Origin of the sequence: Paenibacillus amylolyticus, from assembly GCF_001570725.1 — a bacterium.
GTDB lineage: Bacteria > Bacillota > Bacilli > Paenibacillales > Paenibacillaceae > Paenibacillus > Paenibacillus amylolyticus_A.
Window position 1 is genome coordinate 295,566 of record NZ_BCNV01000011.1, and the last position, 23,559, is coordinate 319,124.

At 46.1% G+C, this 23,559-nt stretch carries 26 protein-coding genes and 1 other annotated feature; of the genes, 11 read left to right on the forward strand and 15 right to left on the reverse strand.

Translation table 11 applies throughout. From position 1 onward, the window contains the following. Nucleotides 1–74 precede the first annotated feature (74 nt). Nucleotides 75–686, reverse strand: a complete 612-nt coding sequence (locus tag PAHA3_RS28495) for an SCO family protein (protein ID WP_062837992.1) — start codon at nucleotides 684–686, stop codon at nucleotides 75–77. Between the two features lie 433 nt (nucleotides 687–1,119). On the opposite strand from PAHA3_RS28495, the gene PAHA3_RS28500 reads away from it, so the two are divergent. After that, nucleotides 1,120–2,100 carry a metal-dependent hydrolase gene (locus tag PAHA3_RS28500; protein WP_062837993.1) on the forward strand — a complete coding sequence of 327 codons (981 nt, stop codon included), beginning with the start codon at nucleotides 1,120–1,122 and terminating at the stop codon, nucleotides 2,098–2,100. A gap of 115 nt (nucleotides 2,101–2,215) precedes the next feature. Here the strand turns inward: PAHA3_RS28500 and PAHA3_RS28505 are convergent, their stop codons facing one another. Continuing rightward, nucleotides 2,216–2,434 (reverse strand): alpha/beta-type small acid-soluble spore protein, encoded by a 219-nt coding sequence (locus PAHA3_RS28505; RefSeq protein WP_017692386.1) that lies wholly within the window; start codon nucleotides 2,432–2,434, stop codon nucleotides 2,216–2,218. A gap of 120 nt (nucleotides 2,435–2,554) precedes the next feature. On the opposite strand from PAHA3_RS28505, the gene PAHA3_RS28510 reads away from it, so the two are divergent. Further along, nucleotides 2,555–2,755 (forward strand): hypothetical protein, encoded by a 201-nt coding sequence (locus PAHA3_RS28510; RefSeq protein ID WP_062837994.1) that lies wholly within the window; start codon nucleotides 2,555–2,557, stop codon nucleotides 2,753–2,755. A 115-nt stretch (nucleotides 2,756–2,870) separates the two neighbouring features. Here the strand turns inward: PAHA3_RS28510 and trpS are convergent, their stop codons facing one another. Further along, nucleotides 2,871–3,863, reverse strand: coding sequence for a tryptophan--tRNA ligase (trpS, locus tag PAHA3_RS28515; protein WP_062837995.1), 993 nt, complete (start codon nucleotides 3,861–3,863; stop codon nucleotides 2,871–2,873). A gap of 72 nt (nucleotides 3,864–3,935) precedes the next feature. Beyond that, nucleotides 3,936–4,205, reverse strand: a binding site (T-box leader). 245 nt (nucleotides 4,206–4,450) lie between these two features. On the opposite strand from trpS, the gene PAHA3_RS28520 reads away from it, so the two are divergent. Next, nucleotides 4,451–5,425, forward strand: a complete 975-nt coding sequence (locus tag PAHA3_RS28520) for an aldose 1-epimerase (RefSeq protein ID WP_062837996.1) — start codon at nucleotides 4,451–4,453, stop codon at nucleotides 5,423–5,425. Nucleotides 5,426–5,630: 205 nt separating this feature from the next. Further along, entirely contained in the window at nucleotides 5,631–5,864 is a 234-nt protein-coding gene (locus tag PAHA3_RS28525) for an alpha/beta-type small acid-soluble spore protein (RefSeq protein WP_047841310.1), read from the forward strand. An 83-nt stretch (nucleotides 5,865–5,947) separates the two neighbouring features. Here the strand turns inward: PAHA3_RS28525 and PAHA3_RS28530 are convergent, their stop codons facing one another. After that, a complete protein-coding gene (locus PAHA3_RS28530; protein WP_062837997.1) occupies nucleotides 5,948–6,358 on the reverse strand; it encodes a hypothetical protein in 411 nt (136 codons plus the stop codon). A gap of 274 nt (nucleotides 6,359–6,632) precedes the next feature. Beyond that, a complete protein-coding gene (locus PAHA3_RS28535; RefSeq protein WP_062837998.1) occupies nucleotides 6,633–8,432 on the reverse strand; it encodes a M3 family oligoendopeptidase in 1,800 nt (599 codons plus the stop codon). A gap of 118 nt (nucleotides 8,433–8,550) precedes the next feature. On the opposite strand from PAHA3_RS28535, the gene PAHA3_RS30075 reads away from it, so the two are divergent. Further along, nucleotides 8,551–8,721, forward strand: a complete 171-nt coding sequence (locus PAHA3_RS30075; RefSeq protein WP_082763042.1) for a YycC family protein — start codon at nucleotides 8,551–8,553, stop codon at nucleotides 8,719–8,721. Continuing rightward, nucleotides 8,718–8,951 carry a hypothetical protein gene (locus tag PAHA3_RS28540; RefSeq protein ID WP_062837999.1) on the forward strand — a complete coding sequence of 78 codons (234 nt, stop codon included), beginning with the start codon at nucleotides 8,718–8,720 and terminating at the stop codon, nucleotides 8,949–8,951. The genes PAHA3_RS30075 and PAHA3_RS28540 overlap by 4 nt, the downstream gene beginning before the upstream one ends. Nucleotides 8,952–8,976: 25 nt before the next feature. Here the strand turns inward: PAHA3_RS28540 and PAHA3_RS28545 are convergent, their stop codons facing one another. The 3 genes from PAHA3_RS28545 to PAHA3_RS30690 all read right to left on the reverse strand — a co-directional run bounded on the left by PAHA3_RS28545 (nucleotide 8,977) and on the right by PAHA3_RS30690 (nucleotide 10,540). Continuing rightward, the gene (locus PAHA3_RS28545) at nucleotides 8,977–9,708 is read right to left on the reverse strand and encodes a DUF2225 domain-containing protein (protein WP_175623788.1); all 732 of its coding nucleotides are present in this window, start codon (nucleotides 9,706–9,708) and stop codon (nucleotides 8,977–8,979) included. Nucleotides 9,709–9,753: 45 nt separating this feature from the next. Beyond that, nucleotides 9,754–10,131 carry a globin domain-containing protein gene (locus PAHA3_RS28550; RefSeq protein ID WP_062838001.1) on the reverse strand — a complete coding sequence of 126 codons (378 nt, stop codon included), beginning with the start codon at nucleotides 10,129–10,131 and terminating at the stop codon, nucleotides 9,754–9,756. A gap of 244 nt (nucleotides 10,132–10,375) precedes the next feature. Beyond that, nucleotides 10,376–10,540 (reverse strand): hypothetical protein, encoded by a 165-nt coding sequence (locus PAHA3_RS30690; protein WP_155984997.1) that lies wholly within the window; start codon nucleotides 10,538–10,540, stop codon nucleotides 10,376–10,378. A gap of 153 nt (nucleotides 10,541–10,693) precedes the next feature. Between PAHA3_RS30690 and ylbJ the strand changes: the two genes are divergently transcribed. After that, the gene (gene ylbJ, locus PAHA3_RS28555; protein ID WP_062838002.1) at nucleotides 10,694–11,944 is read left to right on the forward strand and encodes a sporulation integral membrane protein YlbJ; all 1,251 of its coding nucleotides are present in this window, start codon (nucleotides 10,694–10,696) and stop codon (nucleotides 11,942–11,944) included. Nucleotides 11,945–12,048: 104 nt separating this feature from the next. Continuing rightward, nucleotides 12,049–12,852, forward strand: a complete 804-nt coding sequence (locus tag PAHA3_RS28560; RefSeq protein ID WP_036673293.1) for an NAD kinase — start codon at nucleotides 12,049–12,051, stop codon at nucleotides 12,850–12,852. 29 nt (nucleotides 12,853–12,881) lie between these two features. Here PAHA3_RS28560 and PAHA3_RS28565 read toward each other — a convergent pair whose 3' ends face one another. Together PAHA3_RS28565 and lipA are read right to left on the reverse strand one after the other, a co-directional pair. Next, nucleotides 12,882–13,301, reverse strand: a complete 420-nt coding sequence (locus PAHA3_RS28565) for a YutD family protein (protein WP_235599591.1) — start codon at nucleotides 13,299–13,301, stop codon at nucleotides 12,882–12,884. Between the two features lie 14 nt (nucleotides 13,302–13,315). Further along, a complete protein-coding gene (gene lipA / locus PAHA3_RS28570; protein ID WP_062838003.1) occupies nucleotides 13,316–14,215 on the reverse strand; it encodes a lipoyl synthase in 900 nt (299 codons plus the stop codon). 240 nt (nucleotides 14,216–14,455) lie between these two features. Between lipA and PAHA3_RS28575 the strand changes: the two genes are divergently transcribed. Then, nucleotides 14,456–15,526, forward strand: coding sequence for a M23 family metallopeptidase (locus PAHA3_RS28575; protein WP_062838004.1), 1,071 nt, complete (start codon nucleotides 14,456–14,458; stop codon nucleotides 15,524–15,526). Nucleotides 15,527–15,704: 178 nt separating this feature from the next. Here the strand turns inward: PAHA3_RS28575 and yunB are convergent, their stop codons facing one another. From yunB to zwf, 4 genes are all read right to left on the reverse strand, one after another. Further along, nucleotides 15,705–16,580: a sporulation protein YunB gene (yunB, locus tag PAHA3_RS28580; protein WP_062838005.1), complete on the reverse strand. Its 876-nt coding sequence runs from the start codon at nucleotides 16,578–16,580 to the stop codon at nucleotides 15,705–15,707. Nucleotides 16,581–16,835: 255 nt separating this feature from the next. Continuing rightward, a complete protein-coding gene (gene fsa, locus PAHA3_RS28585) occupies nucleotides 16,836–17,480 on the reverse strand; it encodes a fructose-6-phosphate aldolase (RefSeq protein WP_062838006.1) in 645 nt (214 codons plus the stop codon). A gap of 88 nt (nucleotides 17,481–17,568) precedes the next feature. Further along, nucleotides 17,569–18,462 (reverse strand): phosphogluconate dehydrogenase (NAD(+)-dependent, decarboxylating), encoded by an 894-nt coding sequence (gene gnd, locus PAHA3_RS28590; protein WP_062838007.1) that lies wholly within the window; start codon nucleotides 18,460–18,462, stop codon nucleotides 17,569–17,571. Between the two features lie 554 nt (nucleotides 18,463–19,016). Beyond that, complete coding sequence (gene zwf / locus PAHA3_RS28595; RefSeq protein WP_062838008.1) at nucleotides 19,017–20,471, reverse strand: glucose-6-phosphate dehydrogenase; 1,455 nt, start codon at nucleotides 20,469–20,471, stop codon at nucleotides 19,017–19,019. 415 nt (nucleotides 20,472–20,886) lie between these two features. Here zwf and PAHA3_RS28600 point away from each other — a divergent pair, with 415 nt between their 5' ends. Then, on the forward strand, nucleotides 20,887–21,207 hold the full coding sequence (locus tag PAHA3_RS28600) for a winged helix-turn-helix transcriptional regulator (RefSeq protein ID WP_036605715.1): 321 nt from the start codon (nucleotides 20,887–20,889) through the stop codon (nucleotides 21,205–21,207). Nucleotides 21,208–21,382: 175 nt separating this feature from the next. Here the strand turns inward: PAHA3_RS28600 and PAHA3_RS28605 are convergent, their stop codons facing one another. Further along, nucleotides 21,383–22,255 carry an AraC family transcriptional regulator gene (locus tag PAHA3_RS28605; RefSeq protein ID WP_062838009.1) on the reverse strand — a complete coding sequence of 291 codons (873 nt, stop codon included), beginning with the start codon at nucleotides 22,253–22,255 and terminating at the stop codon, nucleotides 21,383–21,385. Between the two features lie 141 nt (nucleotides 22,256–22,396). On the opposite strand from PAHA3_RS28605, the gene PAHA3_RS28610 reads away from it, so the two are divergent. Next, on the forward strand, nucleotides 22,397–23,524 hold the full coding sequence (locus PAHA3_RS28610; RefSeq protein WP_062838010.1) for a glycoside hydrolase family 88 protein: 1,128 nt from the start codon (nucleotides 22,397–22,399) through the stop codon (nucleotides 23,522–23,524). Nucleotides 23,525–23,559 lie beyond the last annotated feature (35 nt).

Below are 23,559 nucleotides of genomic sequence, written 5' to 3' on the forward strand. Positions count from 1 at the left end.
AATGAAATACCAAAAGGCTGCCATTGGGTTGATATTAACCTGGAGGCAGCCTTTACAATATGAGTATCAGATGATTATTCCTTGATCAGATTCCGAATATCCTCGGCAATGGCAGCTGGCACAACGTCCTCTGTATTAAATGCGTTATATACTTTTCGTAGCTGGTTGTTCTCATCCACCAGACCAATCATGTTCATATGGGCAAAATCGTCCTTATTCTCCCCTTCGATCAGGATTTGGAATGAATCCCTGGCGAACTGTTTGGTTTTGTCCATATCCCCTCGCAAGAAGTACCATCCGGAATAATCCGCATGGAAGCGGTCCGCGAATGTCTTAATCTTCTCTCTTGTATCGACTTTCGGGTCGAATGAAATGGATACAAACGAGACATCTTTACCGAAGGTGTCGTCCTCTTTCAACAGATCCTGCACCTGGGATAATGTAAACGTCGTAATAGGGCAGACATCCGGACAACTGGTGAAATAAAAGTAGAACAAACGGACTTTCCCTTGGGTGTCCTCCAGGGATACCGTACTGCCATCTACATTTTCCATGGAAAAGGATTGAATTTCACGAATCTCGGGTAATTTTTCCTTACTGGCAAAGACGGTGCCCCACATCAGATACACAGCCATAATCAGTGCGAGCCCCAGCAGCATCCAGGTCCATTTGTACTTTTTCAGCATCTTCCTCGTCCCTCCTGTATCTTTTCTTATGAATACGCATACATATGTGAACCCAAAATCACGCTCGTTACGCTTCATCCATCTACTGTGACATATGTATTCAAAGAAACCTACTTTTTATGAGATCCTATATTATTGTAACGGTTTAAAGGAACAATGCCCATACATTTTTAGCGTTGTATATCATTCCATTTGTATCGTATGTGCTCTGACGATTTTTCTCTTTGTATCCGATATAAAGTTTATCATAGGAAATGCCCAAATAGTTTGACAAACTGCGTACATTTATTGGTTATAATACATTTATTGTCATCCATTCGAAATTTGGGGTGTTTTGCATCCTGACAGGCGGATATTATACACTATAAATGGGTATCACCTAGATAGAGAAGCAATATGCCTTACAACGATACACCACACAAAGGAGACGTTTATGGATACCTCTACACATTTTGTCATGGGGATTGGTTTAGCCGGTCTCGCTTATGTCGATCCTGTCGTCGCGTCCAACCCTATGCTTGCAGCTGCGGTAATGGTTGGCACGATCGCCGGTTCCCAGGCCCCTGACATCGATACTGCGTTACGTCTCAAAAGCAATTCGCTTTACATTCGGAATCATCGGGGCTTGTCACACTCTCTGCCATTTCTCCTGTTATGGGTTCTGCTCATCACTGGCGTCATTGCACTGATATTCCCTGGTGTACCTATTGGACACGTTGCCACTTGGACCGCTGTAGCCGTAGGCGTTCACGTATTCACTGATCTGTTCAACACCTATGGAACCCAAGCCGCCAGACCTTTTACAGAACGCTGGATCGCCTGGAACATCATTCATATTTTTGATCCGTTTCTATTCTCCACGCATGTCGTGGCTATCCTGTTATGGGCCTTTGACCTGATCGCCCCTGCACCACTCTTCGTGACGTTATATAGCTTAACGGGACTATATTATATATGGCGGACGATTGCTCGTGCACAAGCGGTCAGAAAGGTTAGACGTCTCGACAACAGCCCAGAGCAAGCAAAATATATCGTCATTCCGACGATATCCTGGAATCGCTGGCATGTCGTTAAAAGAGTTGAGAATGGCAGTTATGAGATTGGTAAAATGGATGGTTCTACTCTGGCATGGAGTCTGCAAGCTTCATCTTCCACTCATGCGGCGGTTGCTGCTTCACGCAAATCGCCGGAAGTCAGTGCCTTCCTCTACTTCACCTCCTATGCGGTGGCAGAGGTTGAAGAATTACCTGCCGGTTACAAGGTCCGCTGGGCTGATGTACGATATCGACACCGGAAACAATATCCATTTGTCGCTGTAGTCGTGATGGATCGAAATTTTGAAACGATCGATACGTATGTAGGCTGGTTAAGCGATGAGAAGATGGATAAAAAACTTTTATCCGCACGCCCTTGACGAAGCGAGCATGGCAAGGCACAATCAGACATAGGAACTGATACGCGAGAAAGCCCGGAGCGTTTCCGCCCCGGGCTTTCTGTTTTCCCTTTTGTTGCTGTTTGGTTAAGATAAATTATTTGCCAGACCCAGCCAGAGACTGCTCAGCGATTTGTACCAGACGTTTGGTGATATATCCACCCAAAGATCCTGTTTCACGGGAAGTGTAGTTACCATAGTAACCGTCTTGTGGGATAGTTACACCCAGTTCCTGTGCAGCCTCGATTTTCAATTGTTGCAGTGCTGAATTTGCCTGAGGTACCACCAAGTTGTTAGAACGAGATCCTTGAGCCATATTTATAATCTCCCTTCAATCTGTGTCTGTAATGTAATTGCAAGCTTGCAAGATTATTATGGCTCGTACGCTTCAGGTTATACGGAATTTTACTAAATTTGTAGATGGAGGTTTTTCCCAATGAGCAAAGGCTTATCCTTATGGTTCGCATTCTCTTCGATTATCTTGTTAGCGGTTACAGCAATTACGATCTCCTACTCCGGTTGGTTAGCAGCACTACTGTTTATCCTGTCCATGGGCAACATTGGCTGGGGATTTGTGATCCGTGCAAAAAAAGAACGTCAGGAAGTTCGCTCGACGGCTTCAGAGCCTACATCTTGAACAAGTCTTTTATAATTCAATAATGAACGTACAAATAAAGAGGAGTTCCTACATAGGACTCCTCTTTATTCATGTTAACTATTCATTCCGTTACATATGAAAATCTTGTTCAGCACTACAGTTTACGTCTAGGAACAAACCCCATACGTTCTTTCACTGCATCCAGCGTTTTAGCAGCAACTTCTTCTGCACGGCGCGCTGACGTATCGAGAACATCGGCTAATTCGCCAGACTCACGAATCTCATTATAGCGTTGTTGTAATGGTTCAATAACAGACACAACCACTTCGGCCAGTTCCTTTTTGAACGGACCGTACATCTTGCCTTCATAACGCTCAGCTACTTCCTTAAGCGTCATACCCGCACATTCAGCGTAAATGCTCATCAGGTTGCTGACTTCCGGTTTATTTGCCGGATCGTATACGACTTCACGTCCTGAATCTGTTGTGGCACGGCTGATTTTTTTGCGGATGACATCCGGCGGATCGAGTAGAGCAATATAGCTACCAGCATTAGGGTTACTTTTGCTCATTTTCGAAGAAGCATCGTCGAGTGACATTACCCGCGCACCCACCTGTGGGATATACGGATCTGGAATGGTGAAGTACTCCCCATAACGATGGTTAAAGCGTCCTGCCAGATCACGTGTCAGTTCCAAATGCTGCTTCTGATCCTCACCCACGGGTACAAGATCAGCATTGTATAGCAAAATATCAGCCGCCATTAATGATGGATACACGAACAATCCAGCACCAACGGAATCTTTACCAGATGATTTATCCTTAAACTGAGTCATGCGTTCAAGCTCACCCATGGAGGTCAGCGTCGTCATCAACCAGCCCAATTCCGCGTGCTGCGGTATATGGGACTGCAGAAATACATTAGATTTAGACGGGTCAATACCTGCTGCAATAAACAGCGCAGCTACAGCTTCCGACTGTTCACGCAATGCTGCTGGTTCCTGAGCTACGGTGATTGCATGAAGATCGACCACCATGAAATGACATTGATAGTCATGCTGGAGTTTTACAAAGTTTTTAATTGCACCAATATAGTTGCCCAATGTGAGCTGACCGCTTGGTTGAATACCTGAAAGTACTGTTTTCATTGCACATAACGCCTCCTGATTTTAAATAAAATAAACCGCCATTCTCTGCGAACGCAAAAAGGCCCCACATCCGCAAGGGACGTGAGACCGTGGTGCCACCCTTATTCGCTTTTCTTCCATTGCGCCTGACCCTGAATTCAAGTCAAGCTGAAGAAATGCCTTCATTGTTCCGTAACGTGGATTATACGGCAGACTCTAGTGGGGCAAGCCCGTCTTTCGGCTTTGCCTGTTCAAATCCACACTCAAGGGTCCATTCGGTAAAGAGCTCACACCGGTTCACATCAACCACCGGCTTTCTGAAGAGGATTCTCTTGGCCTACTTGTCCCTGTCATCGATTTCATGTCATTCAATTCTAATAAATGCCTTCAGAGTTCCATCTTAATGCGCACAGGCGCGAATGTCAAAATGAGATGAACTTTTTTACCCGACACACTAAAATCTGTTATGATGGAATTGCTTATCCTATTGTTAACTTCACACGAAGTCGAGCAGGAAATAGCTGGCATGTACACAATGACACGCCTGTAGCAGTAGCATCATCACGACTGCTTGCAGACAGATTTCAAGTGGGAAAAGGAGCATCGATATGAAACAAGTGACCAAAGGCCAATGGAATGGTTACGACACGTATATCCTACATAGCCGTGAATTGGAAATTACCCTGCTGCCGCGTCTTGGAAATAATATTATTTCTATTCGCGATTTAGTGCAGGACAGAGATGTCGTCCGCCGTCCGGATGAAGACGATCTTGCCTTTTATCTGCAGAAGCCGTACCATTTTGGCGTTCCTCTCCTGATTCCACCAGGGCGCATTCATCGTGGAGAATTCGAATATGAAGGTGTTCGTTACCAGTTCGATCAGAACACGGCAAATGACAACCATATTCACGGTCTCCACCGTACCCAATCCTGGTGTGTCAGTGACATTGAGGAAGATGAAGACGGCTGTGCAATTACAACCGAATTACTGACTGAAAATGAAGAGCACTGGATGGCTCAATTCCCGATTCCCCTGAAGCTTGAGATGACGTTCAGTCTGCAAAACGCTGTATTTAGCCAGCGTCTGCGAGTCACTAATTTGAGCTCCACGCCTGCTCCTTTCGGGATGGGATATCATACATGGTTTTTGCTAGACGGCAAACCTGCCGACTGGACATTGCAAGTGCCTGTTTCCGGACTATACGGACAGAATGAGGAGCAACTCCCTACAGGTGAAATTGAATCTCTAGGTGAATGGTCTGCTCTGAACGAAGCCATCAACTTGCAGGGACGTAACTGGGATACCTTGTTGAAAGCTACCGAAGATGAACCAGCCACGGCTTACTTACGCAGACAAGATGGATATACATTGAAATATTCAGCAGATGAAACATTTTTCAAACATTGGGTTCTCTTCACCAAAGGTGAATCTGATCAGTTCTTGTGCATTGAACCGTACACTTGGCTCCCGGATGCACCTAATTTGGCCTTATCGGATGAGCAGACGGGATTAATTCGCCTGGAACCGGAACAGCCTGTTGAGCTATTTACACGTATTGAGGTTATACCTCCGACAGACTAAGTAAGCTTATCATCCTCTATGTTGCTTTTGCGCATATCACTCTATATTTTAATATCCTTGTACAACTTGCCGACCCGCATTGGGTCGGCTTTTTGATGTGACATGTCTACTATTGATCATCCATATTTTCCCTTACGCCATATCATGTATATTTCCGTATTCTCTAACCATACTAACATCACCAACCCATAAGGAGGTGACACATATGTACGGAAGTCAAAACCAAGGTAGCGGTAGCCGCTCCAACAACCTGGTCGTTCCCCAAGCAACTGCAGCATTGCAACAATTGAAAATTGAAGCTGCACAAGAGCTGGGTGTAACTATTCCACAAGATGGTTACTACGGTAACTATACTTCCCGTGAGACAGGTTCTCTGGGTGGATACATCACAAAACGTCTGGTGCAAATCGCTGAGCAGCAATTATCGGGTCGTTCGTAAGCTCGTAATTTTTGCTTGATTTGAGCAGAATCCAAAGTACAAGCGGCCTTCTTCGGAAGTGCCGCTTTCTCTTGTGCAAGTACTTAGGAGGTCGACTCCATGCCTGAATCCTTGTATGTATTGGTTCTAGGGTAACGAATCATCAGGCTCGCCATATTATAATTAGACTCCATTGTTGCATCCACCAAAATCATACCTTGTCTTACTGTGAAGTCGTACGATATTTCGCCATGCGTCCAGTTCCGTTTGAATTTCAACGTCTCCAGTGCCATTGCCCGGAAAGAAGTTCTCTGGGTTTCGTTTAGTCCCCCTTCCTCCACATCCATCTGTCCATTTCGTCCGGTTATCGGATTATGTCGAATACCGAATTTCCCAATTACGTTGTTTCGTATTTGCACAAAAACTACCCCTGAGTCTAACCCCGACAACTCATGATCAAGCTCTTTGAACACCAGATCCAATTGTCTCGCTAATGAAAGCTCGTCAATTTTCATATTAACACTCTCCTTATATGCTTATAGTCCTATACATCAAGGACTTACGACTCATTATATGACATCATATGTGCTCATTCAACAAACAACGGCAAAGTTGGGTATTTCTAACTATAATTTGCACAATTAATTGCCATTCCACTTCCTTAAACTGAGCTTTTTCACTTAATTACGACAAAATATTCGAGAATTGAAAATGGGGATTCTGAACAAAAAAAGCTGCAATCCAGTGTCTGTTAAACACTCGATTGCAGCCATTTCATATATCTTCAACCTATTTTTCGGTTGCTGTCATCTGCAAAAACTGCTCAATATCGGCAATAACCAAATCCGCAGCATTTTGCCAGAAATCCGCTTGTGTCAGGTCCGTACCCAAATGTTTCTGGGCCAGTTCTTCGACCGTCATACGTCCTGTATCCCGCAACAAGTCATCATATTTATCTGCAAATGCTGTACCTTCTTGCTGTGCTCTCGCATAGATTCCCGCACTGAACATGTACCCAAACGTGTATGGGAAGTTATAGAATGGCACACCTGTCAGGTAGAAATGCAGTTTGGAGGCCCAGAAATGCGGATGATCTGTTGCAAGTACACCACAGAATGCTTCCTGCTGTGCCTCCACCATCAATTTGGATAACTCATCCGCATTGACCAGGCCTTTCTTGCGTTGCTCATAGAAACGATTCTCAAACAGGAACCGGGCATGGATATTCATAAAGAATGCCACACTTCGCTGTATCTTGTCTTCCAACAACGCCAGCTTCTCTTGCTCATCTGTTGCTGCCTGTACCAGGGCATCTGCTACAATCAGTTCAGCAAACGTGGAAGCTGTCTCGGCCACATTCATCGCATAGCGCTGATTCAATGCAGGCAACTCTTCCATAATGTGTTGATGATATCCATGACCAAGTTCATGCGCAAGAGTCGACACATTGGATGGCGTCCCGGAGAAGGTCATGAAAATCCGGGTTGCTTTGCTAAGTGGCAAAGACGTACAGAATCCTCCTGGGCGCTTGCCAGGACGGTCTTCTGCTTCGATCCAGCGTTTCTCAAAAGCCTTCTCTACAAACGAAGAAAGTTTAGGACTGAACTTGGCAAATTGTTCAACAATAGTCATTGCTGCCTCATCGTAAGTGATCTTGCCACTCGATTGGCCTACAGGTGCATCAACGTCGCTCCAGCTGAGCTTGTCTACCCCCAGCAGTTCTGCCTTGCGCTCCAGGTATTGAACAAGCGCAGGTTTAGCCCCGTTAATCACATTCCACATCGTATCCAGTGTCTGACGTGTCATCCGGTTGATGGCCAGAGGTTCTTTGAGGATATCATCCCAGCCACGTTTCTCATACAACTTCAGACGGAATCCTGCGAGGTGGTTCAGCGTGTCTGCACAGAAATCTTCGACATCGGTCCAAGCCTGCTCCCAGTTTGCAAATACCGTCTCGCGTACATTCCGATCACTATCACTCAGCTTGTTGGCAGCCTGTCCTGCGGACAGCATTACCATTTCTCCATCTTGCTCAAAAGGAATGTTCACCTTGCTGACAATCGTATTATAGAATTTGCCCCAACCATGGTACCCATCCACTCCCAGATCCAAAGCAAGGCCTTCCAGTTCCGGCGAAAGCTTCTCACGAGCTAGCGTGCGACTCTCGTTCAATGCAAATGCCAGCGGCTGAATATCTTCCCGAGCAATCCACGCGTCCCACACCGAATCCGATGTCTGACTAAGTGTATTATCGAACTTCGACTTACTACCGTTCAGCATCGCAGCAAGAGAACTGATGGCTCCCTGAAGCTGCGTTGCCTTCTTGTCTTTCTGGTTTTGTGATGAGAGGCAGGATACAAACGCAGAACCTTCCGAAATGCGGATATAGCAGCTCTGCAGCAATTCCAAAATGGCATCAAAAGCAGCCGTCTCTTCTAATGAAGTCGGTGCGGGTGTTTCATTCAACAAATGTTGCAGTTTGCGTACATCCTCTTCCAGTTCAATCAGATACGCAGCAAATGATTCGGAGGAAGAACCTCCACTAAAAATGGACTCCAGATCCCATACAGGGTTTAATGGCGTTTTCATTTAATAAGGCACCTCTCTCTATAAATTGGATAGTTAGGATCGAATTAAAAACTGGTTTTCTGCGTGCTGTATCTCTATACTAGAGAAATACTTATAGCAACTCTCAGGAGGTAATCGTATGAAACCTTTACAAGTATCGGCTGATACAGCCGTCAAATTAGCAGAATCCTTGGGCGTGCCTTTGGAGCACCTGATGCACATGCCCCAACATATCCTGATGCAGAAGATTGCGGAACTCGCCAAACAAGAAGCTTCCAAACTTTCTGCAACAGAAGGCGAAAAAGAATGATTCCGTTTGAAAACAGCTGGCCTTACGATATTGTGATGGGGGATATCTATGTACAGCAATGTCCGTACTGTCATGCAAGTAATGTGCTGCTCCCCCTCAAACCAAAAGAGCTTGTGCTCATTCGCGAAGGCAAAAAGAAACTACTGGTCTTTCCCTGCTGCAATGCTAGCATGACCGTGATCGACAATGACAGTGACTATCTGTTATCCAGCCGTCCTGTTCGTAACTAGGGCGTGTCTTAAATCCAAGGTTGACTTAGAGGGGGCTGCGCTTTGCAGCCTCTTTCTCTGCTTCCAGCATCTCTTCTGGGAGTTCCATCTTGCCTGAAATCATCTGTTCGCGCAGCACCGCCCACTGTTCTCTTGAAGCACGAATCATAGCCGCATCTGTGATTCGCTTGTCATGTATGACCTTGCCGAACCATTGCACTGCTTCATTGAACCGGCCTACCCTGCGATTCAATTCCCCGAGCAAATACAACAGTTTGGCTTCATTGCCACCTGTTCCTTCACGTTCGAACACCTTCACATAGGCTTCAAGGCTAAATTCAAGAAAACGATGTTCCTGTGCATGGTCCTCCATATAACGATACAACCAGGCTATATGATGCAGCAGGCCAGCGACGACACGGTCTTTTTCCTGGATAACCTGGGCGCATAGCAAGGCAAGCTTGTACGTAGCCAGCGCCTGGTCCAGTGTCCGTGCTCCGCTATAATCACGTTTGACCCAGCGATTACCGATCTGTTCCTTGAAAGCCTTGCGCTGAGCATCATTTAAATGCTCCGTTGCGTTCTCCGTCGAGGCAAACCCGCACTGCGGACAGATGCGAACCACATAAAAATCTGGATTCTCCAGCTTGTAGTACGCACAAAAATCAGAATCCGTCCGGTAGGGTCTTTTCAAGCTTGGTCTTACCCGTGAGGTGTCATACTCAGTTTCACAATAGTGACACGTTACCTTCACCTTATACAGCGGCTCTAATTCCACTCGGTTCCCCATCCCTCTCCCGTACGCTTATAATCATATTCGGAACTACGGTGTATTTACAAAATGGTGCGCAGGCCCAGATAAACGCTGCAGGATAAACGAATGCAAGGGCTCTTCCACACCAATCTGTGTTAACGCTTGGTTCATACATGCAAGCCAGGCCTCAGCCCGTTCAACCGTCACTTCAAAATGCATATGACGGGCACGCATCATCGGATGACCAAACGCCTCGGAGAACAGCCCTGGTCCTCCAAAAAATTGAGACAAAAACATATACTGCTTGTCGATGACCGGCTGAATATCTTCCGGGAAAAGTGGAGCCAGTTGCTCATTCTGCTGAACGATCGGATAGAAAGCCTCGACCAGTGCACGAACACCTTTCTCACCACCAAGATTTTCATAAATACTCAAACTGGGATTCATTCGTCTGATTCCCCTTTCTGATGTCGAATTTTGCCATATATTACACGTTTCGTGAACATTGTGAAAACAGTAACAATATCAAGGCCACAAAAGCCTTTATCTCCATTCTATCAAAAAAAACCAAAAAGTCCTATATAACATGAAATCAACAGGACATATAACCTGCCGTCTGTATATAGGACCTTATTCAAAACATAGGACAAAAAAAGCGCCAACCGCATAGGTTGGCGCACTAGATATTCCATTAATAACTCCGCCAGTCCTCTTCCTCAGAGCGTACCAGCGAGGCACGTATCACATATACAAAAGCACAGACCAGGATTCCGGTGACAAGACTCATGATCATCACTCCATCCGAATTGAATTCCACCTTGGAGACAATTAGGTGACGTTCAGGCGTTTTTCTCATTTTAGCACACATCACTTAAAAACACAGCCACTTTTGCAAGCGCTTTCTACGTATAATTTTGTACTGTTTGTCCGCTTTTTTTCATATATTGATGGCAAAAGCGCCACCGACTACTACACACCGACCATTCCAAAAAATAAAGGAGAGGAATTCATGGCTGCTCCACAACGACTCACCCATGTCCTGGTCACACTCGCTCTCCTGCTCCTTTGTGTGTTAATGGTCTTGTTCCCAGCGGAAACCTGGCACGCTGGTGTACGCGGACTGTCTATCTGGTGGGACGTATTGTTTCCCTCCCTTTTTCCTTTTTTGGTGCTGTCCGAACTGCTGCTCGGCTTCGGCATTGTTCATTTTTTGGGCACCTTGCTGAATCCATTAATGCGTCCATTGTTTCGTGTTCCGGGAAGCGGTGGTTTCGTATTTGCCGTAAGCTGTGCATCCGGTTATCCTACAGGGGCTAAACTGACCGCCCAGTTATGGGAACAAAAGCTGGTTACCCGGGAAGAAGGAGAACGGCTCGTTGCCTTCACCACATCATCCGATCCAATCTTCATGATTGGAGCGGTATCGGTTGGCTTCTTCCACAATGTCGCCATTGCGCCAATATTGGTTGCGAGCCATTACGCTGCTGCTTTTCTGGTGGGTGTGCTCATGCGTTTCCACGGGGGTACAGCGAAATGCTCACAGACAGACATCTCTTCTCCATCTCCAGCAGAGAAGATACATCGAAACAGACTGGTCCGTGCCATCTATGCGATGCATGAAGCAAGAAAGGCTGACGGACGGGCATTTGGTGAACTGTTGCGCCAGGCAGTCTCCTCATCCCTTCGCCTTATTATTATCGTAGGAGGGCTGGTTGTATTCTTCTCGGTCATGATGGAGTTACTTGTGCAGACCGGTTGGCTTGGCGGATTGTACGGGATTACCGAGCAATTGCTACGTCATACCGGATTGCCTCCATCCTTATCTCCTAGCTTGGTTGGTGGGCTATTTGAAGTAACGCTGGGGAACAAAGAGGCTGGGAGTGCCGGGGCATCCATCCCTCTCGTCTATAAGGTAGCGGCGGCGGCCTTAGTTCTCTCCTGGGGCGGATTATCCGTCCATGCGCAGATTATGAGTGTCCTTAGCAACACCCCCATGAGATATGGTCCCTTTCTATTTGCCAGAGCCATTCATGCGTTAATCGCACCTGTATTAGTCCTGCTGTTGTGGACACCCATGATGGGGCGTTCTTCTTCCCCCGTTCTCATGGAGCCTGGTTTCATCCCATCCTTATCGACGTATACACCGGACTGGGGACTGATCTTCCTCTCGGGAATGATTGTTTTTGCAAGCCTCATCGTGTTGTTGCTCATCTTAGCGATATTAAGTTCTCTACTCCTGCCAAGACATGCGAAAAAATAAGGCCACTATTCATCTATATTTCACTGAATATGCTTCCAAACGTTGTGTTCTTCCGCGGAATTGATTATCATCGGTAGTATAATGACCACAAAGGAGCTTTCATCTTGAGATACTATGTTCAAGACCGCGGAGACCAGTTATCGATTGATCTCAGTCAGCAGTTTCATGCGCTGGCGAAGGAAGAAGGGTTCAAGCTGGATGCAGAATCGCCGGAGATTGTCATCTCCATCGGGGGCGATGGTACGATGCTACAGGCATTTCACAATTTCATCGACCGCATTCCGGATATTGCTTTTGTTGGGGTTCATACAGGCCATCTCGGCTTTTACGCCGATTGGAAGAAGGAAGAATTACGGGAATTAGTTCGGCTGATGAGTGGCAAGGGAGATCCGGAGCGTCTCAAACCACGTATTGTACAATATCCACTCTTGGAGCTTGAAATTCGTAAAAAGTCGGGGAATTCCTCTTACATCGCCCTTAATGAATTTACGTTAAAAGGTGTAGACGGTACCGTCGTGGCTCAGGTCGATATTAACGATGTAACATTTGAAATGTTCCGTGGAGATGGCATCTGTGTATCCACGCCATCAGGCAGCACGGCATACAACAAAGCCCTCGGCGGTGCTATGGTGCATCCAACCATCGAGGCGATTCAGATTGCGGAGATTGCATCGATTAATAACCGGGTCTATCGGACACTTGGTTCACCGGTTATTTTGCCCAAGCATCATCATTGTGATATTTTCTCCCGCAAGGATCAGCGGTTATTGATGACGATTGATCATGTGAACGTGATGGTGGAGGATCTGATCTCCGTCCGTTGTCAGGTATCCAGCCACAAGGTCAGTTTCGCGCGTTTCCGTCCTTATCCATTCTGGAACCGGGTTCGCACGGCATTTCTTGACTAAAATACGAACACAAAAAAAAGCGGTCCTTCTCAGGAACCGCTTTTTGCTTTGGCTTGAGGCTGATCCTTGCTCTTCTGAAGCACAAAGTACGCACAGCCAAAGTTACAATATTCATTGATATAATCCACAATACTGGCAATCGTGGAATCCTTCGTCGCTTTTGGATGGTTATCGCGGTAAAAACCTTTTAACCTTAACTGGCTATAACCCCAGTCCCCGATAATATAATCATAACGCTCCAGCACTTCACTGTAACGATCACGGAAGACCTCTGGGTTCCAGCCCTCTTTGTGGTTCTGGACGATTTCATAATTTTTGCCGCCGATCTGTACAATGACCGGTTCTTTGGGCTTTTCCTCAACTGACTCAACAACCGATTCCTGAACCGGCTCCTGGATCTGTTCCTGAAGCTGGTCCTGAATCTGTTCTGTGATTTTTTCTTCTTCCAATCCGGTTTCCTCCATCACGCGTGTGTTGCCGCCTGTTCAGCATGTTTGGTAGCCGATTTCACCTGTTCATGCGCATGGTAGGAGCTGCGTACCATCGGACCGGACTCGACGTGGCTGAACCCACGTTTTAATCCTTCCTGTTTCAATGCAGCAAACTCCTCTGGCGGATAATACTTTTCAACATACAGATGTTTCTCCGATGGCTGCAAATATTGACCAATCGTCATAATATCGCAGTTCACCGCACGAAGATCATCCATCGTCAATAAAATTTCATTATATTCCTCACCTACACCAAGCATAATGCTTGATTTCGTTGGGATGTTAGGTTGCATTTCTTTGGCACGAGCAAGTAATTCCAGTGAACGTTTATATTTCGCCTTGGCGCGCACTTTGTCTGACAACCGCTCTACCGTCTCAATATTATGATTCAGAATGTCCGGTTTGGCATCCATTACAATCTGCAAAGATTCGCGATCGCCCAGAAAATCTGGAATGAGTACTTCAACGCTGCACAATGGCAACCGCCGCCGTACGGCCTTTACCGTCTCTGCAAAGATCGTAGCTCCCCCGTCCTTCAGGTCGTCACGGGCTACACTTGTAATTACGCAGTGTTGCAGATTCATCTGCTCTGCTGCTTCCGCCACACGTTCTGGTTCCTGCAAATCAAGCTCCGTTGGCAAGCCTGTGTTCACCGCGCAAAAACGGCATGCCCTTGTGCATATGTCGCCCAAAATCATAAAAGTGGCCGTTCGATTGGCCCAGCATTCATAAATATTCGGACACCGTGCTTCCTCACATACCGTATGCAGCGTTTTGGAACGCATCATCGTTTTCATTTCCTGATAGTTATCGCCGGTTGTCAATTTGATCCGAATCCAATCCGGTTTCGGTTCTTTAACACGTTTAGCCAATGCATAAACCTTCTTTCTACTGAAGTTAGGCTGTTGCTCGGAACATATTATACCATGAAAGCGTTGGAAAAACTCCCATTTATCACATCTTGTGCATTCATGCCCGATATGGACAATTTGCATCATTCGATTCATCCCAAGTGCTGACATGGATAAAATGAGAACTTTTGAAGAACGCTAACCTTTAGCTTGGTTCATCGGGTACCTTGTATCATTTTAATGGAAAGGGGCTGCTTCCCAGTGCAACAACGCTTGACCTTCAGGCACACGTACCGCTTTTGGATCAAAACATTACTTGCAGGTACTCTGCTTCTCCCATTCTTGCCTGTTGAAGTTTACGGTGAACCCGCCCAGGCCGCTCCCAAACCACAGGCAGCTGAGCTAAAGCCCGCAGAAATCTTCGCTGCACGTCGCCATTTATATGAGAGCATCGGTCAGATGACTCAGATTCCCTGGTACAGGCTGGCCGCCATTGATCAGTATGAACGTACGATTACCCGTGCACACCCGAAGGATCGCAAGCATCCGGAGCGGCTCACAGGTGTCTTCATGACCTCTCCGGCCTGGAGAGGATGGCTAAATCCGGATGAGACGGATCAACATCCGGAATCCATTCTTTTTTTCAAAGGATATGGGCGTGATGGTTCAGGAGACGGTTTAGCGGATGCTAACAATGATCAGGATGTGCTGTACAGCATGGCTTCTGTTATTCAGGGTTACGGGAACAAGCAAGAAGACTTCAACATTGCCTTGTGGGAATATTATCACAACTCCCGTGCTGTACAACGGATACAGCAATTCGCGAAGTTATATGAGCATTTTGACAATCTGGATCTGTTTGGACATGCCTTTCCGGTCCCACTTGGAACCAACTACTCCTATCGCAGCACCTGGGGGACAAAAAGAAGCTGGGGTGGTTATCGCATTCATGAGGGAACGGATATCTTCGCTCCGCATGGCCTACCTGTGCGCAGCACCTGTTACGGGGTCGTGGAGATCAAAGGCTGGAACCCGTTTGGCGGCTGGCGCATCGGAATTCGGGATTTGAACAACCATTATCATTACTACGCCCATCTCTCTGGTTTTGACAAGAGCGCACGCATCGGTGAAGTGGTTATTCCCGGTCAGGTCGTAGGTTGGGTTGGCAGTTCGGGTTACGGGAAACCTGGGACACAGGGCAAATTCCCTCCGCATCTGCACTATGGGATCTACCGGGACAGCGGACTGCACGAATGGTCGTTCGACCCTTATCCACAGCTGAAACATTGGGAACAAGATGAACGCAAACAGAAGAAGAATAAGAGCAAGTGAGTCGAGAATATACTCAGTAAGTGGAAGCACTTTGGAGTACACCGCTTAATTCAATCCAAGTCTATAATTTGGCGGAATTAAGTGGATTCTCTTCGGCTTAGAGTGCAATATGCATTCGAAAAAGGGACCTCATCAATAGAGGCCCCTTTCTTTGCTATGAGCTAGAAATGGGTGTGATTTACGGCTGCGCGTCCTTATTAGGCTGCACTCCCCCATTAATATCAGGCAAATCTGGCTCAAATTCAAGCTCGCCCTCTTGCAAATGGTTTGACGGCGCCTGTTGCTGGTTCTGGCTTGGGGGATTCGTCGTCACTCCATTACCGCTTGATACACCCGTATGACCTGATGGCAGCGCTATAGCCGGTGCATTACTGCCGTTACTGCCTACCGGCTTGCCCTGATTATCGTAATAATACATGGGCACATCCCCGACAACCAGAAGGTAAGAAATCGGGATTTCTGTATCAACCGTTTCGGGCTCCATATCGAAGGGCACCACGACCGCGACCTCAGCAATGATGTGAATGTACACTTCCACCAAGATCATGTTAATGCCTGCATTCTGCTGACGGGTGTTCAGATCCACTTTGACAGCGCCTTGAGGTTCAATACGAACCGGTATACTCGGGCCAAATGAAGCCATCACCGGACTGCCCAGCGCCTGCCCCAGCGGTATCTTTTCTTTTAACATGTGTACATTCTGAAGCGTGGATTGCACGATATTCATCGTACTTGCGGTAATTCGCATATGCTCATTGTAGTTCAGCATGAAACCGGACACTTTCCCGGCAGTATCCGTCTTCCAGTCAATCAGCCCTTCGTTGGTTTTGCCCTCTGCCACCTGTGCTGTAATCGCCTTGTTGATCGCTTCGGTCGCAATCTGCTTCACTCTGATCTTGGCCAAGTGCATAATGGGGGGCTTCATTTTCTTATCTACATAGGCAAAACCCTGCATTAAACAAAACGCGGTAACCAATAAAATGATTAACCACATTTTGCGCTTGCCGCTGGGCGGCTTACGGCGTCTCCGGCTTCGCCATCTTCTTCTCATCATCGAAGTGTTCCTCCCCTGCGGGATGAGCTATAGGCTATATGTTAACCTTATGCACCGTTGTTCCGAAAAAGAAGGACAGTACGTGGACACTGGACAGAAAGTAATAATAACAAGTTTTAAGAGACAAGCTTTCACCATTGACTAAGCGGAAAAATACGAAAACAGAGATAAAAAAACCTCCCGCCCGCAGATTAATCTACAAGGCGAGAGGCATTATGTTCAGACCACCCAAAAACTCAGGCAACGTCTATCCTTTTATTTCGGAACAGCTTCCCAATCTTTCAGGAAACGTTCAATGCCGCTGTCCGTCAGTGGGTGTTTCCAAAGTGTTGGTAAGACCGAACCCGGAATGGTGGCAATGTGCGCACCGGAAAGGGCTGCATCTTCTACATGTTTGATATTGCGAATGCTTGCTGCGATAATCTCGGAAGGCAGATCATACATGTCCAGAATCAGACGCAGATCACGAATCAGTTTCATACCATCCACCGCAATATCATCCAAGCGCCCAACGAATGGACTGATGTAGGTTGCACCGGCTTTCGCCGCCATCAGGCCCTGTGCTGCGGAGAAGATCAGCGTTACATTGGTTTTAATCCCTTTTTGCGTCAACTCATGACAAGCATATAGCCCATCTTCGGTCATCGGCAATTTAATGACTACATTCGGTGCCCATTCTGCAATCTCATAAGCTTCCTTCAACATATCCTCGGCTTTGAGACCGATAACTTCAGCACTGACCGGGCCTTTAACAACGCCACAGATCTCCTGAATGACTTCTTTAAATACGCGACCTTCTTTGGCAATCAAAGACGGGTTGGTCGTGACTCCATCCACCAGACCCAGACGTTCGATCCGTTTGATTTCTTCCACATTCCCTGTATCCAAGAAAAATTTCATGATATGTTACCTCCACTTGATGAATTCGTATAAACACGATATAAGTCATTACCCGATGTTCATCATATGTTAACAGTTATATATAAAATTAATTTTTCTCTACAGCGTGACCGCCAAATTCGTTACGCAATGCTGCTACCACTTTACCTGTGAATGTATCTGTCTCCAGGGAACGATAACGCATCAGCAAGGACAAAGCGATAACTGGTGTAGCGGTTTGAAGGTCAAATGCCGTTTCTACCGTCCAACGTCCTTCGCCGGAAGAGTGCATTACGCCTTTAATTTCATCAAGGTTCGCATCTTTGGAGAAGGCACGTTCTGTCAGCTCCATCAACCAAGAGCGGATAACGGAACCGTTGTTCCATACGCGAGCCACTTGTTCGAAGTCGAAATCAAATCCACTTTTCTCCAATACGTCAAAACCTTCACCGATGGATGCCATCATACCATACTCGATACCATTGTGAACCATTTTGAGGAAATGACCGCTGCCCGCTTTACCTGCATACAGGTAGCCGTTCTCTACGGAAGTGTCTTTGAATGCCGGTTCAACGATTGCCCAAGCTTCCGGGTCTCCACCGATCATGTAACATGCGCCATTACGTGCGCCTTCCATACCGCCAGATGTACCTGCATCCATGTAGTGAATGCCTTTAGTTTTCATCTCTTCGTAGCGACGGATGGATTCTTTGTAGTGGGAGTTACCCGCTTCAATAATGATGTCGCCTTTGGAAAGCAATGGGCTAACTTCAGCCAATACAGCGTCTACCACGTTGTGAGGAACCATGATCCACAATACACGTGGGGATTCGAGCGAAGCCACCATCTCAGCGTAAGAAGATACGCCTTCAGCGCCGTATTCTTTCATTTCGTTTACTGCTTCAGCGTTCAGGTCAAAAGCAACCACTTCGTGTTTGTGATCAATCAGGTTTCTACCCAAGTTCAATCCCATTTTTCCTAATCCGACGAGTCCAAGTTTCATTTCAAAATCCTCCTGTTATGAACAATGTTTAAATTTCATTTGCGCTCAAATATTAATTAAGGTTTGCGTTATGCAGCAACCGTTCCGGTGATGGATCGTTCTTATGATCGCTGTTGTATCCAAATTTTTTTGAACTATTTTTCTTATAGTTAAAATTCGGATACAAAGGCGAACGCTTCGCTTCTTCAGAATCGATTCCATCCCCTACACTACGGCACTACACCAAAAGTTAATTAATTTGAACACCATCTATATTCAAAAATTTTCACAGCCCTCCGGCAAACATAACCGGAAGGGCTTATGCAAAATTGGAACGGTATAATTCATAAAAAAATTTGATCTGTATACATCATGAAAGTTACTTCATATATATCAGCATTTTGCATCATTTCGATCAACTCGCTTCCGAATACAAGTTCTAGAAAACGAAAAGAACCATTTCGTTTCATATCCTGTTTACTTGAAAGACGGTCTTTGGATTTGTGCAAAATGTTCATTGGTGAACACAATGGATTGCACTATTGTGTTCTCAGATGATTACTCTGTTGTTTCACTTACCACCAACGGTAACCGTCTGCTGCTGTCAGGCGATCTGCTGACTCTGGTCCATGCGAACCTGCACTGTACGTATCCAGTGGCACGCTGCCCGCTTCGAATGCTTCCTGAATAGGTTGCACCCATTGCCATGCCAGCTCCACTTCGTTCCAGTGAGCGAAGAAGGTGGAATCTCCACGCATCGCATCAAAGATCAGATTCTCGTAAGCTTCAGGAATGTTACGTTTACCCGAGTTGAAGGTCATATGCATCGGTTCCACTTCACCATGGTTCAATGGATTCTTCGCATTTAATTGAAGCGAGATGCTTTCTCCCGGACCAATTTCAATCGTCAGCAGGTTAGGTTCCGTTGTATTTTCAGATTCATGACCTGTCTTCAGTGGAGATTTGAACTCAACAACGATTCGGGTGGATTTCTCAGCCAGGCGTTTACCTGTACGGATGTAAAATGGAACCTCGCTCCAGAATGGATCATCGATCCACAGTCTCGCGGCAACATACGTCTCGTTCTGAGAACCAGCAGGGATGCCAGGCTCGTCCAGATATCCAACAACCGAAGCACCTAGCAACTCGCCTGCAGCATATTGCGCACGAACAACTTCAGAAGCAACGTTTTCTTTTGTCAAAGGACGAAGCGCTTCAGCAATCTTTTGCTTTTTGAATTGAATCTCTTCCGGTGTGCAGCGTTTTGGCAAATGCAAACCAATCATCATCAGCAACTGAAGCATATGGTTTTGGAACATGTCTCGCAGGGCACCGCTTTGGTCGTAATACGCGGCACGTTCTTCAACACCCACCGTCTCGCTTGCCGTAATCTGTACATTGGCGATATAGCGGTTAGACCACAGCGCTTGAATCACAGGATTTGCATAGGTGAGCGTCTCAATATTTTGAACCATCGGTTTACCAAGGAAATGGTCAATGCGATAGATCTCTTCTTCCGCAAAGGTATTGCTCAGTTTTTCGTTTAGATCCCGAGCTGATTGCAGGTCGTGTCCGAACGGTTTTTCGATAATCAGTTTCTTCCAGCCTTTGGTGTTACCCAGGCCACTTTCCTGAATATTCAATGCGATTGGCTCAAAGAATTCCGGTGCCACCGACATGTAGAACATGCGATTTTCGGGAATGTTAAGCTCTTGTTCACGCTTTTGAACCAGTTCCAATAGTTTGGTGTAATCTTCAAGCTTCGTATTATTTAAAGAACAATAACGGAAAGCGCCAATGAAATCACGAACCTGAGATGCTTCTTCCGGCGTCTGACGTGAGAATTCATGCAGTGACTTTTCAACATTCGCCTGGAATTCTGTATCCGACAATTCACGTCGTCCCAACCCGATAACGGAGAAGGATTTCGGCATTTTCTGATCCATGTACAAGTTATATAATGCAGGGTAAATCTTGCGTTTGGCTAAATCGCCTGTTGCCCCGAACAGGACAAATGTCATTGCATCCATTGGAGTGCCTCCTGTGATCTGTGCAGTATAGTATATGATGTTGCAAAATGTTCAAATCCAAGCATGACAAAAGACGGAATAAGTGGGTGTGTTCCCCGCCTTGCCTCCGTTTATATAGCGCACCTGAATTCAACCATGGAACATTCCTTCTCTCCACAACCTGTTTTTAGGTTATAAATTGTAACCATTTGAATTAACGTTACCCATATTACACCTGTCGTCACAATTCGTCAACAATCGTGTCGAACCTGTGAACTCCAGTGTTTATAGGTTTTTTATTTGATGATAACGCTTTATGTGGTAACATTAAGAACAATTGGTATGTGACATTTTACACATATGGCCTGTGGACATGTAGGTTACAATAAGTATACTAATGATATTACAAGCAATATTAAATCAAAGGAGTACAATCATGAGCGATGATGAGAATGCCAAGCAAATATGCACAAAAGTGGAACAATCTTATCAGATCATTGGCCGAAAATGGGTAGCCCTCATAATCCATGCGTTGATGGAGGAGCCCAAACGCTTCAGTGAGATTCACGCTTATATCCCTGACTTGAGCAAACGTGTGTTAAATGAGCGAATGAAGGAATTGGAGGAAGAAGGACTTGTGGTTCGCCATGTGGTCACGGAACGTCCAGTTCGGACTGAATATATGTTGTCACGAAAAGGCACGGAACTGGGGAGAGCGCTAAGCGCCGTGGAACGTTGGGCTGATAAGTGGCTGTAACATTTTGAGGAATCATTATGGTTTATTTGCTTGAAAGTGACGCTGTGTGATCCCGGAGGTGGAGTATCGCATTTAGCAAATGGCTAGTGCAATCCGCATCCGGGATTTTTTCAATTAGAACGGTGAATACTAATTAAATATAGAGACGTAATAACGATATTTTTTACAATCCAAATTAATGCTTACTGCTCCGTTCAAATTGTTGTCGATACTGCAGCGGGGTCGTCCCGGCAGATTTGCGAAATAACTGGATGAAATACGAGCCATTCGGAAATCCGGCACGTCTGCCGATCTCCTCCACCGAATGTGTTGTAGTCTCAAGGAGCAAGTAGGCTTGCTTCAACCTTCGAGCTGTGACGTAGTCCGTTATGCTGCTACCTGTCTCTTGATGAAAAATGCGAGAAGCATACGATTTGGATAAGTGAACATCTGCCGCCATCTGATCCAATCTCATCTCATATTCGAAATGCTCTTCAATCCACCGCATCATCTTCTCCGAGTGTCTCAGATGACGTGAATCCGTTAACTGTGATAGCGCTTCATCTGCTCCCTCTTTTTGTTGATCCAAGACACTCAATAGTTGAAGCAAAAACAGAACCGATTCCTCCCATTCTCCCCCAACACGACTCCGAGACTGATTGTAGCTCTCATACATCCAATCCAGTTGATCCATGTGGGAACTCAGGTCAAAAACTTGCTGCTGATTGCGCCCATTCCACAACCTCGAAAAAAAAGAACGCCGATGCGGGAACGCTTGCAGATAACGATCCATGACTATCGGCTCTACATAGAAGATATTTCGCTCATACGGGGTATTTGGATGAACTTCCGCATAGACATGATGCAATTGATAGGGTTGGAAAAAGAACAGCATGCCTTGGCGAATCGGATAGGTATGATTGTTAACGACTACTATGCCCTCACCTTGATGAACGTATAGAAATTCTCCACATTGATGCCAATGATAATATCCTTTGAAATGATCCACAGACTTGATTTGATAATCCCACGCTAACGTAGATCCTCCAAATTCCACACGCTCCAGCATCCCTGTTCACCCTCCCATATGATGACAACAGAACAACATTTCTTCATATCCTAACACAACTTTGTGTGAATAGAAAAAGATATACTGAGCACATGAGAAAGCGTTATCTTACTTTCGAATTCTACACTCAGGAGGCTGGATATGACTAAACCAGGATCGGCTGTTACAACCACATATTGGCAAGAAGTAATGCAGAGATTGGAACGAAAAGTAGGTGAAATGAAAGAACATATTGGAGATAAATGCCCTCATTTTGCAGGAAAGGACGGCAAGTACGATAACATCAATACCGACTGGTGGGCTTCGGGTTTCTGGCCTGGCATGTTATGGATTATGTATGATATGACGGGAGAACAATCCTATCGGGATGCGTCATGGTCGTGGGATGAGATGCTGGAGCAATGGTTTGTTAAACCTACCGTGGAGCTTCATCATGATGTGGGCTTCCAGTTCCTCTCCACCGCTGTTATCAAACACAAAATCACAGGCGACGAAGATGCGCTCAGACGTGGTCTGGAGGCAGCCAATTTCCTCGCAGGTCGTTACAATCCGGCAGGGAAATTCATTCGAGCCTGGAATGAGGATAAATACGGTTGGGCCATCATTGATTGCATGCTAAATATCTCTCTGTTGTTCTGGGCCACTGAAGTGACGGGTGACCCTCGGTACAGACATATTGCCTTCAATCATGCCGAAACGACCATGCAATATGGTGTCCGACAAGATGGATCGACCAAACATATCATCTCCTTTGATCCAGAAGATGGACGATATATTGAATGTTTTGGTGGTCAAGGATATGCCCCGGATTCATCATGGAGTCGAGGTACATCATGGGGTCTCTATGGATTCGCCAACACGTATCGGTATACCCAGGATGAACGATTCCTGAACACAGCGAAACGGATCGCACATTACTTTATTGCTGCGCTGCCAGAGGATCATGTCCCCTACTGGGATTTCAGACTTCCGACGCTGGAAGGCCAGTCCCGCGACAGTTCCGCCGCAGCCATTGGTGCATCCGGTCTTCTAGAGCTGGCCGCCGTCGTTCCCGAAGGCGAGAAACGCCTTTACACAAATGCAGCTGAACGTATCCTTCGTTCTTTAACCGAGAACTATGCTGTCTGGGATCAACCCGAGCGTGAATCGATTTTGTTGCACGCTACAGGCAGCGGTAATTCCTTCATCGATGTCTCTCTGATCTATGGGGATTATTATTATCTGGAAGCGGTTGCGAAGTTAAATAGTTGGAAGCACCGGGTGTACTGATTTTGGTGGTGATATAGGTGTAACCGACCTAAAAC